The sequence below is a fragment of the Paenibacillus lautus genome (genome assembly GCF_050482385.1).
GTDB classification, from domain to species: domain Bacteria; phylum Bacillota; class Bacilli; order Paenibacillales; family Paenibacillaceae; genus Paenibacillus_AQ; species Paenibacillus_AQ lautus_B.
Window position 1 is genome coordinate 118,138 of the sequence record NZ_JBCNHV010000021.1, and the last position, 15,289, is coordinate 133,426.

Sequence of the window (15,289 nt, forward strand, 5' to 3'; positions counted from 1 at the left end):
CCTCCAGTTTTCTTCTAGTTGTACATCCTAATGCCTTGATTGGCGGTGGCATTGTCTGCCTTCCCACTCTGAAAGACCTTAGCCTTTCCCTTGCTGCTTACTACCTCTTACTTCCTTGCCTTCACGTACTGCTCGATCCTCATTCCTTCCAGGCATCCCCCCTCTCAAGTACCCATATGTGCGGTCCATAAGATGTAGGGAATGCTACAGACTGAATTTGGCAAGCTCTTTGCTAAGCTCCTGGGCCACCGTTTCCAGCTGTCTAACGGAGTTGGAAATTTCCTTGATGGTTGAGATTTGATCTTCCACAGCGGTAGACACATTTTGTGCGTCGCTTGAAGTCAGATCCGCGATGGATTTCAGCTCTTCCACCGAAGCGCTGACCTGTTCGGATCCCGCCGACATTTCCTCGGAAGCCGCCGATACCTCCAGAATGTGATCAGCCACGTTGCGTGTCGCACTCAGAATGTTATCGAATTTCTCGCGCACCTCTTCAATCAACGCAATTCCATTCTGTACATCCTTCCGGCTGACGTCCATGACCTGTACGGCATTAATCGTGTCCTCGCGTATTTCTGTGATCAGCTTCGCGATCTGATCGGTCGATACCTCGGACTGTCCAGCCAGTTTCTTGACTTCTTCAGCTACGACTGCAAATCCGCGTCCATGCTCGCCAGCTCTGGCTGCTTCGATGGAAGCATTCAAGGACAGCAAGCGAATCCGGGAGGTCACTTCCGTGATGAAGCTCAGAATCTGCTCGATTTCGGAAGAACGCTCATTCAAACGCTCAATCGCCGTTCCGACCTTGGTTGTACCCACCCCGATGTTGCCGATCTGCTTCACGGCTTGTTCAACGACAACCGATCCGGTCTCTGCTTGACTTGCCGCTTCCTGTGCAGCTTCGGACACCATGGAGGACGTTTCGGCAATTTTGACGATCCCGCTGGCCATGTCACTCATGGATACTGCGATTTCGTTGGAGCTTGAGGCGTGAGCATTCGCACCGCTTGCAATTTGACGAATGGAGGAGCCGATACGATCCACGCTGTCCATAGCCGTCTCTACCCCGCTCGAGACAATTTCCGTGACCGACATAACTTGGCGGGAAGAATCGTTCACCCCGACGACCAGATGCTTCAGATGTGAAACCGTCTGGTTAAAATCGTTGGATAGGACCGCAACCTCATCCTTACCCTCAACCTGGATCGTTTTGGTTAAATCGCCTGCTGCAACTTCTTTAACAGCCGTATTAAGTCTGCGGATCGGCCGGACAATCTGTGCCGTAAACCAGACCGCAGCACCGGCAGAAACGAATAGCGCAACTACGGATATAATGACTAACGTGACCGACATCTCCGTGATCGGAGCATTCAGCTCCTTGGTCGGTGCCGTTACGAATATTCCCCAATTCAAATTGGATGGAGCGAAGGCTGCCGTGTATTCGACATGATCCAGATCATATTCGAATTGTCCCATCTCTCCTTGACGCACCTTGTCAAAAGCTTGCGATAATTCCGTGCTTTCCACATCTTCTACCTTCTTTTGAAGGACGAAGTCCTCGGATGGATGCCACATGAACGTCCCCGCTTTGCTTAGAAGAAAAGCGTATCCGGTATCTCCGAAGGTTTGGGAGGATACCTTTTTCTGCACCTCGTTGATCGGAAGGGTAGAGCCCATGTAGCCGTACTGTTTCCCGCCCTTCATCAGCGGAATGATCATCGTTACGATGTTGTTGCCCGTACGCTTGGAAAGCACGGGCTCCGATACAACCAGCTTGCCTTCGCCCTTCCCGGCCTCCTGATAGTGAACGCGATCGGATACGTCGGTCACTTCGCCCAGAAAGTTAATGACATTCTTCCCTGTCAAATCGTACGAGAAGAAAAAAGTTTCAAATTCCGGGTTCACTTCCTGCGCCGCTTGTATCAATTGCAAATCTTGCTCTTTATTCCCTGTAACGAATTTGCCCACGCTTTCAACCTTCGCAATTTCCACGTCCAGAAATTGGTCGATCTGAAGCGCCAGCTTCTCCGCGTTAAGCTGTGCCTCCTTGTCTAAGCTCTCCTGCAGCAAGTCAGATGACCGGTTGTAAGTTACGGCAAAGACGGATCCAAGACTGACGAGCAAGAGCAAACAAATCATTGTAATCATTTTTTGCTTGAGACTCTTAAGCATGCTGTAAACCCTCCCCAAAATAGTTCTTGGGTCCTATCCGATCATTCATCCAAAATTTTTGCAAGTGCTCTTTTTTCTGTAAGGACTTTCTCTCTACAAACAAAAACGAACAAATTATGTCGAAAAATTATGGTATAAAATGGTGTAATAAGACTCCACTTTATTAGTTATCGGTAGGGTATGTTCGTTTTTTGAGAGGTTAACAAGACATTTTACACAATTCGACATTAACCTGGGAGAGCGAAATATTTAGGAGTTTATCTAGTTCAAAAGACTCAAAAATATATCATCTTATTCATATATCTCTAGTCCCTTACAACATGTTGCAGGAATTTCTTGAGTTTATATGGAACAGAAGACATAGAAGCACGGCTGGATAAGAGCAAATAAGGCTGTCCCTATTAAGCAGAATGATCTGCTTAATAGGGACAGCCTTATTTCATTGCATATGGACCCTTAGTTTACGAATAGGGATCCCTGTTCATTATAGGCATGGAGCAGCGTGTACCGGCTGTTTCGAACCTTATGAGCTTCACCCAGGCTTCGCTTCAGCAATTCGCTCTTGATCGGAAGCTCCGATACTCCGGCCGGTCCGCCAACCGAGCGCATCAAATCGGCCAGCTCTGCAGGTTCCGGGATTTGCATTATATGCGACCGAATTTCGTTCCAATGCTGCGTGATCCGAAGTGCAATGTCATTCGCACCTCCGGAGGCGCCTCTGTTCGCCTCTAGCCCCTGTTCCCCGAGACGGTGATACAGCTTCGAGATTTCCACGCAAGCGGCCCCCACCTTGGCACCATGCAGCAGCTGCTTCTCACCTAGCCGGATAAACTCCATCTCCCAATAGTGGGACAGATGATGCTCCGAGCCCGAAGCCGGATGGGATTGACCGAACAGCAGCATGGCTAAGCCGGATTCGACGAGCGCACCCATTAAGATGCGTACCCCCTCTTCGGTTCGCTTCCCAATCTGCTCGACCCCGTTCACGCACTGGTTGAGCGCGGATCGCGTAATATCCGCCGAGATCTGCAAATAGGGTTCATCCGCCACCAGGCTGCTGAATTTCCAGTCGAACAGGGACGTATACTTGCCCAGCATATCCCCGAACCCGGCGGCGGTAAGCTGCGGGGGAGCCGACATGAGAATATCGACATCCGCAAAAATCGCGCTCGGTCCAATAGCCGGAATCGTCTTCTTCTCACCCCGTATAATGATGGGCGCTCCCTTGGAATTAAATCCATCCACCGAAGCGGCCGTGGGTACCGAGATGAATGGGATACCCGCGGTATAAGCGGCGTACCGGCTAATATCGTGAATCGTTCCCCCGCCTACCGCAAGCACCGCCTTCGCCCTGCTTTGCTGGATATTCAGTATGACCTGAATCAGGGAAACCTCATCGGCGATAACATCTCCCTTCCGGTCAGGAAGAAGCTTGGTGACTTGGACCTGAATCGAGGATTTCGTGAGCAGGTTCGCAAGCGGCTGGCCCGCTATTTCATAAGTATTGCCGTCTACGACCATCACCACCGAGGTCCACTGTTTCGTCTCAAGATAACCCGCGACCTCGCGTAGAGCTCCCGACTGGATCTGAATCGACTCCACTTCGTCCAGATTCGAAAGCTGCCTAGCAGGTAAATGCGCCGCCAAACCTCGGATATTCGATAAAATGGAGGTCATATCCGCGTGCCCTTCTTTCCGATCATACCCAGCGCCGGAAGGGGGTTATTGCAGGTCATGCCGGTAACCCCGCATTCCAGCGAATAGCGGACACCCTCCTCATCGTCCGGGCAATAGCTCCAGACCAGCAGCCCCTGTTCCTGGAACCGGGTAACGAGCTCCGGCGTAAGCAGTGACATCTCTACGCCGATTGCCCACATCTTGGAGTAGGTTCCATCCTCCTCGAAGTCAAATCGGGACATTTTCTCACCCGGGAAGCCCTGTGTTTTCAGACCATGCGTATCATGAATATGCGTCAGAACTTCTGCATCGAAACAGGTGAATACACAGCGCGGCAGGTACCCGTATTGGTTCAGCATATCAACCGCCAGGTCTGCGGTTTCTTTGGCATCAGGGCTTGGCTTAATTTCCACGTTGCACAGAACTTCCGGATATTCCCGGAGAAGCTCGCATAGCTCCGCAAGCGTCGGGATCTTCAATCCTTCAAACTCCCGAGCGAACCAGCCGCCCGCATCCAAAGATTTCAATTCCGCAAGCGTAAAATCACTTACCTCGCCAGCACCGCTAGTCGTACGCTGAACCGTTGCATCATGGATAATCACCACTTCCTTGTCACGCGTCAGCCGGAGATCAAACTCTAGCATATCTACGCCTAACTCCAGCGCCTTGCGAAAGGCAAGCAGCGTATTTTCCGGATAAGCTGATTTATACCCGCGGTGTGCAGCCACCATCGTACAGGATGGTTCCCGTAGTCGTTCGATCATATGTCCTGCCACTCCTTTACCAGTTGTTATTGGGCCAAAATCCGTTCCGTCTCTTTCTTGAAGGTATCCAGCGTAGCCGGAATATCCTTGCTGTCGTACATGATCGCTTCCATAGCCGAGAAGAACTCATGCATAATCTCCGGCCATGCCACGTCCTTATTGGTATCGACGGCAAATTCCAACTGATCATAAGCGACTTTGCGGTTCGGTTCTTTGGCCCACAGCTCTTGGATCTGCTCCGACTCCACCATCTTCTTCGTGAATGGCAGGTAGCCAGATTGCAAAATAAATTCAAGACCGCCTTCCTCTTCCATCTCCATCCACCGGATGAATTCCCATGCCGCTTCCTTGTTCTTGGAAGAGGACAGCATCGTCACATTCGCGCCTCCGGTCGGATTCGCATACACTTCGTCCTTAGGCAGGAACGCTGTCACGTAATCAAAATCCACCGCGCTGGACAACCCGCCAATCGATCCCGTAGATTGATACATCATTCCGACCTTGCCTTCCACAAACATGCTGTTCACAATGTTGCCGGAATCCTGAGCCGGCGGATAATACAAGGCGCCTGTGCTCTGCAGGTCTTTAAGGTAAGTGAACATCTTGGCGCCGGCGCCGTTATCCCCGAAACCGATCGACGTATTGTCATCATTGAAGAAAGTGCCGCCCGCCTGCGAGATCATGGCAATCGGATACCAAGTGTCATAGGGCATCGTAACGCCGTATCGCTTATACTCGCTGCCTTCCTTGACCACAAGCGCATTTGCGACCTCCTTCAGCTCCTCCCATGTCGTCGGAATTTGCAGCCCCTGCTCATCCAGCAAGGTTTTGTTCACATGCAGAATCGGGGTGGAACGGTTCAGCGGCAGCGATACCAATTGCTCATTGAAGACGGAGTGTCCCATCAGCCCCGGCGTAAAGTCATCGGCGCTGATGCCAGAGCCCTCAAGATAAGGCGTCAGGTCCTCAAGCACTTCCGAATCTGCGAACATCTGAACATAGGCTCGCTCCAGCATGCTGACATCCGGACCGGTATCGGAGGCTATCGCTTGCTGCAGTTTGGTTACCGTCTCGTCATAACTTCCCTGGAAGGTGCCTACCACTTCGATATCCTCATGGGATGCATTAAAGCGCTGAATAAGCGCATCCATGTATTCCCCGTTCTTGCCTCCCAGCGAGTGCCAGAACTGAACTGTAGTTTTCCCTTTATCTCCGGACGGGGCTTCGGTTCCCCCGCTTCCCGGCGCTTCGCCCGTATCACCGGAAGTTCCCCCACCACCACACGCAGCAAGCAAACTGAACAGCATAATGACGGATAGCAGTGTATACCATTTGGATTTCATATGACTCATTCCTCCAATAATCATTCGATTATGAATTGCCGAACCCTGTTATTTCCTGTAATTATTTAATGCCTGAATAAACAAAAGCCTTCACGATGTGCTTCGAGCAAAATACATATACAAGCAGGATGGGCACCACCAGCATCACATTGCCGGCCATAATGATATGCCAGTTGCTGATGCCCTCGGTCTCCCTTAGCATGGCGATCCCCAGGGTCAGCGGCCGGACGGCAGCTGAATCGGTCATGACGAGCGGCCAGAAATAGTCATTCCAGTGACTGACAAAGCTGAACAGCGCGATGGTCGCAAGTGCCGGTTTCGACATGGGAACCATGATTTTCCGAATGATTTTGAATTCGCTCGCATTATCAAGACGGGCCGCTTCAATGATTTCCTCCGGAATCTGCATGAAGTACTGCCTCAGCAGGAAGATGCCGAAGGCATTCGAGATGAACGGGATGATCTGCGGCAGCAGGGTTTTGACCAATCCCCAATCGGCCATCATCAGATAGACCGGTATGAACGTAACCTGGCCCGGGATCATGAATGCCAGAAGGATCATGCCGAACAGCAGCGTTTTTCCCGGAAACTTATACTTAGCAAATGCATACGCGGCCGGAATCATGATCAGGAACTGCAGAACGATGATGGATCCGGTAACGACAACCGAGTTCCTGAAATAGGTAAGAAAAGGACCTGCATTCATCGCCTCCGCGAAGTTGCCCCATTGCGGCGAGGCTGGAAACCACGTCGGTGGAAACGTCATCGTTTCCCGGAATGTCTGGAGTGATGTGGAGATCATCCACATAAACGGGAAGATGAAAATCATGAGCACAACGGCCTTCAGCAAATAGCCCAGCACCGTCCATACGATGTTTAAGTCAAAGGTCTTCACACTGTGCCTCCTTTCTGCATGGCCAAAGTCTTATTGATAATGGACCTTCTTGGACAGCAGCCGGAAATAGACGAACGTAAGCAATCCGATAATGGCCATGAGCACGACGCCTGTCGCAGCCGAATAACCGATATTGGTCGTTCGGAAGCCGTATATGTAATACACAAGCGTGGTCGTTGCATTATTCGGTCCTCCGCCTGTCATCACCTGAACGGTATCGAATACTTTGAAGGAACCGATCGTCATGATGATCAGGATAAAAAACAGCTGCGGCGAAATCATGGGCAATGTGATTTTGTAAAACACCTTGAACCTGCTGGCATTATCCAGCGCCGCCGCTTCATAAATGCTTGGCGATATGCTCTGCAGGGCCGCCACGATAATCAGGGTGTAATAACCGATAGCCTGCCATACCGATACGATAATGACGGATATCAATGCGGTCTTGGAGCTTTGCAGCCATGCGGAAGGCGGGAGCCCCATCAGCTTGAAGAGGTAGTTGAGAAGTCCTTGATTCGGCTCCATCAGCCACAGCCAGACCAGCGAGATCGATACAATGGAAACGACATGCGGCGTGAAAATCCCGGCCTGAACAACCGAATTGAAACGCCCCTTCTTGTTCAGCCATACCGCAATCAACAGGGACAGCAGCATGGTTAGAATCACGACGCCGACTGTATAGATGGAAGTGTTCCAGAGCGCTTTGTAGAAATCCCCGCGACCCAGAATCTGAGTGAAATTGTCCAGTCCGACAAACTTGCTCTTGTCTTTGTTCATCAGGTTGTATTTGAACAAGCTTAAGTAAATCAGATAACCTACCGGATACATCACAAATAGCATGATACCCGCCATCGCCGGCGCGATTAGCACGTAGGGCCTGATGCCTTCCCAAATCCGCTTCTTATCCATGGACCAGCCCTCTCAGCCGCTCCATAAACTCCCCATACCGGACGTCCTTCTCTTCGACCCGATTCTCATCCGCCCCGAAGAAAAATAATTTATCCGCTGGCACGCCGAGATACACCTCCTGATCGACATGGAATTTGTCATCCTGGCACTTCACCATGAAGGCCTGGTCCTCCGTCGTCCTCACCTGATAAATGGTCTCGGAGCCCAGCATTTCGCGCGTGATGATCTCACCCTTGGTCGTATAATGAAACGACTCCGGTTCTATTCCGATCACTACGCTCTCCGGACGAAATCCGAATGTGGTGCGATCGTCGCCCAGCGGCGCAATGTTCATGGGGGGAACCCCGATAAACTGGGCCGCAAACAGATTGCTAGGCTCGCGGTACACCGCTTCAGGCGGCGCTTCCTGCTGAATAACGCCTTTGTTCATGAGCACGATGGTGTCTGCCATCGACATCGCCTCGATTTGGTCATGGGTCACATAGACAAAGGTCGTTCCCAGCTTCTTGTGCAGCTCAATCAGCTCGATCCGCATCTGAACCCTCAGCTTGGCATCCAGATTGGACAGCGGCTCATCCATCAGGAATACGGACGGATTCTTAACCATCGCCCGGGCCAAAGCCACTCGCTGCCGTTGTCCGCCAGACAAAGTGGAAGGCTTACGATCCAAGTAATCGTTCAGTCCCACGGTTGCCCCAATGGTCTCCACCAGACGTGTACGCTCGGCTTTGGGAACCTTGTTGTTCACGAGACCAAACTCGATATTCTCGCGGACCGACATCGTCGGGTAGATCGCGTAATTCTGAAATACCATGGCCACGCCGCGCTTACCCGGTGCAATTCGCGTAACATCCTTGCCATCAATAAGAACGGAACCGGAGGTTTGAGGGTCAATGCCCGCGATCATCCTTAAGAGCGTTGTTTTCCCACAACCTGACGGACCGACCAGCACGGTGAATTTTCCGTCTTCGATGGTAAGATCCAGGTCCTGGATGACGGTTTGACGATCAAACGACTTGCTTACTTTCACAAATTCAATGGATGCCAAGAGCGATCCCCCTCACGAAAGTGTAATGATGCTGTCATGACAAGCGAAAAATCAATGAATCCATAAAAATGAAATCCCTTACATGCGCCTCATAATAAGTACGCATCAAATGCACATGTAATGATCACTTTTGCTCATTTTTATTTAATTTGATTGTAGATGTGCAATATTAGGAGAGTGTTAGACCTTCGTACGGATTTTGTAAATTCGCTTCGCATCAAGGGATTTAACATGGAATTAACATAATGGGAGTACACTATTAAGACATGGAATTCTTAAGCATAAAAGAGCAAAAGTGCGCATTCTATGTACAAACGCCTCTACAGCTCATTGTCCGTTTAGGAAGGGAGAAATTATCGATTGCTGGCACATGAACGAAAGAAAAGGATCATTGATTACGTAAGGCAATACCGAACAGCAACGGTTGCTGCGCTGGCATCGGAATTCGGTGTTCACACGGCCACCATTCGCCGTGATCTGGCGGAGATTGAACAGGAAGGTGCTTTGAAGCGCACACATGGCGGGGTCATCATGGAGCAATGGACGCATAACGAGCCATCCTTTAATGAGCGAACCAACTTTCACCGGGACGAGAAAATACGCATCGGTCAGCTTGCGGCTTCGCTTGTGGAAGACGGGGAGAATATCATCATTGATTCGGGAACAACCACCCTTCATATTGCGATGCATCTTGTGCACCGCTCGGACATTACGGTCATTACGAACGATATGAACGTCGCTGTTGAGCTTCGCGATGCTCCGGGAATCAAAGTCATTCTGACCGGCGGGGAGCTGTACCCCTCGAGTTATATGCTAAACGGCATGTTTACCGATCATGTGCTGAAATCCCTGCATGTCGAGAAAGCGTTCATCGGTACCCCTGCCCTGCATCCTCAGCATGGCCTCATGCACCCGGAAGCGCTGCTCGTCCCGGCCAAACAGAACATGATTCAAGCCGCCGGCGAAATTATTGTAGTCACCGACCACAGCAAGATTGGCAAGCTGTCTCTGCACACGGTCGCTCCCAACAGCGCAATACATACCCTCGTTACCGGTACTGAGGCTTCCGACTCGGATATCAGGCCGTTTCAGGAACGGGGCATCACCGTGTACAGAGTTTGAGGCTTGAGGCTTGCGCACTTTGCATACCTTGGCATACCATTGCATACCTTTGCTTGCCATTGCATGCCATTGCGTACCTTGGCATACCTTCACATACCACTGCGTACCTTGGCATACCTGGACATACTCCTTGCAGAAAATACAATAGGCACCCCTAGGGGTGCCCCAGATCAAGCTGCGGCTTGCTGGCAGCTTATTTATTTCTATTCCATGGCTATGTTTACCATCCAAGTAACAACAAGCTCAGCTGCCTTTAACTCTCAAGGATAGCTCTTCAGCTACCATTAAGACTAGTTGGGGAGCGGACTTCGATTCCCCTCGCTTAGACCAAAAGGGCATAAGCAGAAATTCACTGTACGTCCAAAAATACGATCGCCATATCATTCAAGATGTCCAAAACTCAACTTGTTCTTTGGTGTGAGGACTTCCTTACGGACTCAGAATACCTTATTTCATAGAAAACAGCCCTTTTAGTAACTTTAGCGGACCCAGCAAACCTTATTTGCTGTTTTAATCGGTGTTTGCTCCCGTAATTCTCATAATAGCGGATCTGGAGTCCGGTACATTGTGAAAAATCGGGTTATGATCTTAAATAACGGAACTAGGGTCCGTTAAAGTTGACGAAGGCCATGAAATCATCGAATGAAGAACATCGACAGTCAGTGAACCCACAACATTTCGATAGGTAATTCCAAGAGCCACCAGGGTCAATGCGTAGCCGACGGGAGCTATTTCCTCTACACATATTAATGAACCCCACTCTCTCATTCCCTCCCCGGCTGCTAAAAAAAATCCGGCAGTCATAAGACGCCGGATCCTCTCACACTATTCGATTAAGGGATGACCTTCCAAACATCGGCAGATCCAGGAGTTTCGCCTTGAGTCCACCATTTTGCCTCATAGTTCACGCCATTGTAGCTGACTTTGCTGCCACCTAAGTAAACGGCTGTTGCATTCCATGCCGGATAGGTCGCTGAGCTTCCGGATGTTGACACGGTAAGCGGGGCGGATGCTGATGATTTGCTGCCCGTACTGCTTACGGCTACCACAGTATACGTATAGGAGGTTCCTTCGGCTAACCCCGTATTGGTATAGGAGGTTGTTGTGGATGTACCCACAAGAGATCCGTTACGGTAAATTTCGTAACTGGAAGCACCAGTGGAAGCTGCCCATGCCAAGGAAACACTGCTGTTGGTTTGGGATGGGGAAGTAAGTCCTGTCGGTGCTGGTACGCCTGGGTCCGGAGTTCCGCCGCCACCGCCAAAGTCCACGTCGATGACGTTATAGAAAGCGTTAGGTGTGTCAGCTACTTCCCATACCGCCAGAATGACATGGTAACCGGATTTAGCAGGAACGTTACAAGTGGACGCATAGTTTGTCGGAGGTTTTACACCGCCGTAGTCAATGGAGCAGAAAGGCGTCAGATCAAACGAAGCTCTGCTCAGCGGAGCATTTTGATTCCAGCCGTCTTTCGTAATGTAGTATTTCCAGCTTGCCGTTGCATGGTTGGCAGTCAAATGCCATTGGAACGTTGTAGTTCCCGGGGAAATGCTTACTTTGCTCCAGCGAGTTGCGGATTGCTCGTCAAGTTTAGGGAACGCGCCGCCTGCACTGGCGATTTTGCCATCGGCAGGGCCTGCGTTCGGCCAACCTTTAGGAGCTTCCAAGCTTTGAGGCTCATACACGATTGCGCCGCAATCGGTATTTTGCCCCTGCTTACACAGAATGGCGCGGCTGCCTGGAGAATCGACATACCCGTGGGCAAAAGCTTTATCTGCAAATAAAATCATAAATAAGGTCATCAACAACATCGTGGAACCGGCAATGATTAGATTCTTGAGCCATGCTTTGTTCGGCAAACTTAAAGTCATACAATTCTTCCTCCTTTAATATAAATTAATAATTAAAGCGTTTACACAACTTCAGGGCTGCTAGGCCACCTCCCTTCCTTTGAGACAAGTGTTGCTATCTGACTCGACTGAACTTGGAAATCATCAAACTGCATCGTCCAAGCTTTACCAGTACTATCATTATTTTAAAGCATCCGGAAGCCGTATCCCATAATACTAATCAACGATTTGTTACACATTTCAACGAAATTGGATATATATGTAACATGAACTGTTATGAAAATGCACGGAAATTGCTGAAAACAATCAAAAAAACAAAAAATAAAAAAGCAAGAATCCCTGGGGATTCTTGCTTTCATCCAAACGTTTTATCCGTTCTGTTCGGCAGAACGACTCCTATTCCACGCCATCCTTAAAATGCTTCTTATAATGTTTATCCCCTTTGTGCTCCAAATCCTCAATCGTCAGCTCCAGGGTATGCACAATTTGTTCCTTAACCTGATTCAAGGTGTCGAAATAAACATGTTCCTCCGTCCCTACAATGCGTGTACCGCTGAGTGCCTGAACGGCCTGGTAGACCCGGTGCTGTTCGGCCAAATCATCAACGGCTTTCAACGTATGTTTCATCTGAAGAAACAGATCCTTATGATGCTGGGTCGTCAACCGCTTTTCAAGCTCCTCGATTCTGGCATTCATGGCAGCTCTCTCCTTCACAATAAGATGCTTTCGATTATACTTCCCTGGCATTCGCATTTCCAATAAATTCTTCTTATATATATCACGGTTTCTTTCCAATGAAACAGGAAATTGACCACTGCTCAGCGAACTATGATAACGTTAACATTTTGCACAGCTACATACACTCAGAAGAACGAAATCGATCAAACATTTGGAGGTAGCAATGGAAAACAACGGACTCGGAGGAAAAAGCATTATCCTCAGACTAGAAATGAATACACAAGAAATCAAATTCGGTCAAGTTGCATCCGCCATATTTGAAGCGGGGGGAGACATGGTCGCCATCGACGTCATTCAGGCGAGCGGCCACATTACCGTACGCGATATTACGATTACGGTTACGGACAGCGTGGATATCGGTAAAATTACAAATTCAGTAAAAAATCTAAAGGGCGTCCGGCTCGTCAACGTTTCGGACCGCACCTTCCTGCTGCATCTCGGCGGCAAGATCGAAACCCAGCCCAAAATCCCAATCCAAAACCGCGATGACTTGTCGCGCGTCTATACGCCAGATGTTGCCCGCGTATGCGCAGCCATCCAAGAGGACCCAAAAAAAGCCTTTACGCTTACAATTAAAAGAAATACGGTGGCCGTCATCTCGGACGGAAGCGCCGTGCTCGGTCTGGGCAACATCGGTCCTTATGCGGCCATGCCGGTCATGGAAGGAAAGTCGATGCTCTTCAAACAGTTTGCAGGCGTAGACTCCTTTCCGATCTGTCTGGATACCCAAGATACCGAAGAGATCATTGCCTGCATCAAAGCAATGGCTCCGGCTTTTGGCGGCATTAATCTGGAGGATATCTCCTCCCCGCGCTGCTTCGAGATTGAACAACGACTGCGGGATGAGCTGGATATTCCCGTGTTTCACGATGACCAGCACGGCACGGCGGTGGTTCTGTATGCGGCACTGATCAATTCGTTGAAAATTGTCGGGAAATCAATCGATAACATTAGGGTCGTGGTATGTGGAATCGGTGCTGCGGGCGTAGCATGCAGCAAAATCCTCCTGTCCGCCGGTGTCAAGGACATCATTGGCGTAGACCGCGAGGGTGCACTGGTTGGCGGACATGCATACAGCAATAGTATGTGGCAATGGTACGCAGAGCATACGAACCCGAATAAAGTCGAAGGTTCCTTGCGTGAAGTGATCCAAGGTGCCGACGTGTTCATCGGCCTCTCTGCCGGCGGCCTGCTCCGCCGTGAGGACGTACAAGCCATGGCCGATCAACCGATCGTATTTGCAATGGCAAACCCTACGCCCGAGATTAAACCGGAAGAGGTCGAGGATATTGTAGGCGTCATTGCAACCGGACGTTCGGATTATCCGAACCAGATTAATAACGTCCTCTGTTTCCCGGGTATTTTCCGTGCGGCTCTGGACTGCAGAGCGACCACGATTAATGAGGAGATGAAACTGGCTGCAGCCGAAGCTATTGCATCCGCCGTATCGGACGAAGAACGCAACCCGTCGTATATTATTCCAAGCGTGTTCAACCAGAACGTTGTGAAAGCCATTCGGGAGCTTGTCGTGAAAGCAGCTGTCAAAACCGGCGTTGCCCGGAGAATTCCGCGTGAATAAGAAATCCCTCATTCGGAAGTTCAATAAACAGGCAGCGATATATGAAAGGAACACCAGGCAACGGAGGCTCGGTGAATGGAGACAGCGGCTGCTTCAGGATGTAGAGGGTGACGTGCTTGAGGTAGCTGTTGGCGCCGGCGCGAATTTCCCCTTTTATCATCGCGATAAGGTGAACGTAACGGCTGTCGATTTCAGTCCTGAGATGCTAAGCCGTGCGCGGCGGATGGCCTCTGAGCTTGGCATTCGGGCCAATTTCCTGGAACGGGATATCGAGACGCTGGAGCTGCCGGAACGTTCCTATGATTGTGTTGTATCCACCCTGTCTCTATGCGGCTATGAGGATCCGGTCAAAGCTTTGAATAAAATCAACCGCTGGGTCAAACCCGGCGGCCGCGTATACTTGCTGGAGCATGGCATGAGCACGAACCGGCTCCTTGGCGCCATGCAGCATCTGATCAACCCCGCAGCACGGCGGATATCCGGCTGTCATTATAATAGGGACATGATCCAGATCGCGAATGCCTCGGAACTGAATATCGTGAAGACGGAACGCTATTGGAACGGCATCGTCCATCTAATCTGGGCACAAGCTACCTGATCCATTCATTGATTTTGACCTGTCGGCATCATTTTAACGTAAACTCTTATTAATTGATCTGGAGGAACTTGTTATGAATACAAGGCCTGATTCTAATGAATATTTGCTCCTCGCCGAAAAATACGTCTCTCTTGTCCCCGAAGGCCATATTGCCGAGGTATTACAGCGGCAGCATGATGAAACGTTGAGATCGCTCAGCGATCTGACGGAAGAACAAGCGAATGTTCGTTATGCCGAAGGGAAATGGAGTCTAAAACAGGTGGTCGGACACATTGCCGATGTAGAGCGCTTATGGAACTACCGCATTCTCTACATCGCGCGTGGGGATGCCCGTGAATTTTCGGGATACGACCGGGAGATTTTTGTCCAGAATTCTCCCTTCAGCCATCTTCCGTTACGGGAAGCCCTTAAGGATTATGCTGCCGTCAGGCAGTCTACCATTACACTGGTTGGAAGCTTGACGGAGGAAGCGCTGCTGCGTCAAGGCACTTTCAATAATTACCCGCTCTCCGCCCGGGCAGCCGCCTATGTCATTGCTGGGCATGAGCTTCATCACCTGAATATTCTGCGGGATAAATATTTAACGTAATTTAT

General features: G+C 50.1%; 13 protein-coding genes. 4 read left to right on the plus strand and 9 right to left on the minus strand.

Annotated features, from left to right (window positions below; genetic code table 11):
* Positions 1-204 precede the first annotated feature (204 nt).
* The 7 genes from ABEW73_RS24900 to ABEW73_RS24930 all read right to left on the minus strand — a co-directional run bounded on the left by ABEW73_RS24900 (position 205) and on the right by ABEW73_RS24930 (position 8,808).
* Positions 205-2,172: a methyl-accepting chemotaxis protein gene (locus ABEW73_RS24900; protein WP_430173100.1), complete on the minus strand. Its 1,968-nt coding sequence runs from the start codon at positions 2,170-2,172 to the stop codon at positions 205-207.
* 456 nt (positions 2,173-2,628) lie between these two features.
* Complete coding sequence (locus tag ABEW73_RS24905; RefSeq protein ID WP_430173098.1) at positions 2,629-3,849, minus strand: sn-glycerol-1-phosphate dehydrogenase; 1,221 nt, start codon at positions 3,847-3,849, stop codon at positions 2,629-2,631.
* A complete protein-coding gene (locus ABEW73_RS24910; RefSeq protein WP_430173096.1) occupies positions 3,846-4,613 on the minus strand; it encodes a glycerophosphodiester phosphodiesterase family protein in 768 nt (255 codons plus the stop codon). The genes ABEW73_RS24905 and ABEW73_RS24910 overlap by 4 nt, the downstream gene beginning before the upstream one ends.
* A gap of 26 nt (positions 4,614-4,639) precedes the next feature.
* Entirely contained in the window at positions 4,640-5,956 is a 1,317-nt protein-coding gene (locus ABEW73_RS24915) for an ABC transporter substrate-binding protein (protein WP_430173094.1), read from the minus strand.
* A 61-nt stretch (positions 5,957-6,017) separates the two neighbouring features.
* Complete coding sequence (locus ABEW73_RS24920; protein ID WP_430173092.1) at positions 6,018-6,851, minus strand: carbohydrate ABC transporter permease; 834 nt, start codon at positions 6,849-6,851, stop codon at positions 6,018-6,020.
* 30 nt (positions 6,852-6,881) lie between these two features.
* Positions 6,882-7,760 carry a carbohydrate ABC transporter permease gene (locus ABEW73_RS24925; RefSeq protein ID WP_430173090.1) on the minus strand — a complete coding sequence of 293 codons (879 nt, stop codon included), beginning with the start codon at positions 7,758-7,760 and terminating at the stop codon, positions 6,882-6,884.
* Positions 7,753-8,808, minus strand: coding sequence for an ABC transporter ATP-binding protein (locus ABEW73_RS24930; RefSeq protein WP_430173088.1), 1,056 nt, complete (start codon positions 8,806-8,808; stop codon positions 7,753-7,755). The genes ABEW73_RS24925 and ABEW73_RS24930 overlap by 8 nt, the downstream gene beginning before the upstream one ends.
* 360 nt (positions 8,809-9,168) lie before the next feature.
* On the opposite strand from ABEW73_RS24930, the gene ABEW73_RS24935 reads away from it, so the two are divergent.
* Positions 9,169-9,930 (plus strand): DeoR/GlpR family DNA-binding transcription regulator, encoded by a 762-nt coding sequence (locus ABEW73_RS24935; RefSeq protein ID WP_430173086.1) that lies wholly within the window; start codon positions 9,169-9,171, stop codon positions 9,928-9,930.
* An 833-nt stretch (positions 9,931-10,763) separates the two neighbouring features.
* On the opposite strand, the gene ABEW73_RS24940 is transcribed toward ABEW73_RS24935, so the two are convergent.
* Both ABEW73_RS24940 and ABEW73_RS24945 read right to left on the minus strand, forming a co-directional pair.
* Entirely contained in the window at positions 10,764-11,801 is a 1,038-nt protein-coding gene (locus tag ABEW73_RS24940; RefSeq protein ID WP_430173084.1) for a lytic polysaccharide monooxygenase, read from the minus strand.
* 375 nt (positions 11,802-12,176) lie between these two features.
* Positions 12,177-12,476: a hypothetical protein gene (locus tag ABEW73_RS24945; RefSeq protein WP_098741883.1), complete on the minus strand. Its 300-nt coding sequence runs from the start codon at positions 12,474-12,476 to the stop codon at positions 12,177-12,179.
* 205 nt (positions 12,477-12,681) lie between these two features.
* Here ABEW73_RS24945 and ABEW73_RS24950 point away from each other — a divergent pair, with 205 nt between their 5' ends.
* From ABEW73_RS24950 to ABEW73_RS24960, 3 genes are all read left to right on the plus strand, one after another.
* Positions 12,682-14,097 (plus strand): NAD-dependent malic enzyme, encoded by a 1,416-nt coding sequence (locus ABEW73_RS24950; RefSeq protein WP_339270269.1) that lies wholly within the window; start codon positions 12,682-12,684, stop codon positions 14,095-14,097.
* On the plus strand, positions 14,090-14,695 hold the full coding sequence (locus ABEW73_RS24955) for a class I SAM-dependent methyltransferase (protein ID WP_430173082.1): 606 nt from the start codon (positions 14,090-14,092) through the stop codon (positions 14,693-14,695). Before ABEW73_RS24950 ends, ABEW73_RS24955 begins: the two co-directional genes overlap by 8 nt.
* A gap of 73 nt (positions 14,696-14,768) precedes the next feature.
* Positions 14,769-15,284, plus strand: a complete 516-nt coding sequence (locus ABEW73_RS24960) for a DinB family protein (RefSeq protein ID WP_076325955.1) — start codon at positions 14,769-14,771, stop codon at positions 15,282-15,284.
* The last annotated feature ends 5 nt before the right edge of the window (positions 15,285-15,289 follow it).

What these genes read in the sequence shown, in the direction of transcription:
- ABEW73_RS24960 (WP_076325955.1), top strand. Translation starts at nt 14,769, where the DNA reads ATGAATACAAGGCCTGATTCTAATGAATATTTGCTCCTCGCCGAAAAA.
- ABEW73_RS24910 (WP_430173096.1), bottom strand. Translation starts at nt 4,613, where the DNA reads ATGATCGAACGACTACGGGAACCATCCTGTACGATGGTGGCTGCACAC.
- ABEW73_RS24900 (WP_430173100.1), bottom strand. Translation starts at nt 2,172, where the DNA reads ATGCTTAAGAGTCTCAAGCAAAAAATGATTACAATGATTTGTTTGCTC.
- ABEW73_RS24925 (WP_430173090.1), bottom strand. Translation starts at nt 7,760, where the DNA reads ATGGATAAGAAGCGGATTTGGGAAGGCATCAGGCCCTACGTGCTAATC.
- ABEW73_RS24915 (WP_430173094.1), bottom strand. Translation starts at nt 5,956, where the DNA reads ATGAAATCCAAATGGTATACACTGCTATCCGTCATTATGCTGTTCAGT.
- ABEW73_RS24950 (WP_339270269.1), top strand. Translation starts at nt 12,682, where the DNA reads ATGGAAAACAACGGACTCGGAGGAAAAAGCATTATCCTCAGACTAGAA.
- ABEW73_RS24945 (WP_098741883.1), bottom strand. Translation starts at nt 12,476, where the DNA reads ATGAATGCCAGAATCGAGGAGCTTGAAAAGCGGTTGACGACCCAGCAT.
- ABEW73_RS24940 (WP_430173084.1), bottom strand. Translation starts at nt 11,801, where the DNA reads ATGACTTTAAGTTTGCCGAACAAAGCATGGCTCAAGAATCTAATCATT.
- ABEW73_RS24905 (WP_430173098.1), bottom strand. Translation starts at nt 3,849, where the DNA reads ATGACCTCCATTTTATCGAATATCCGAGGTTTGGCGGCGCATTTACCT.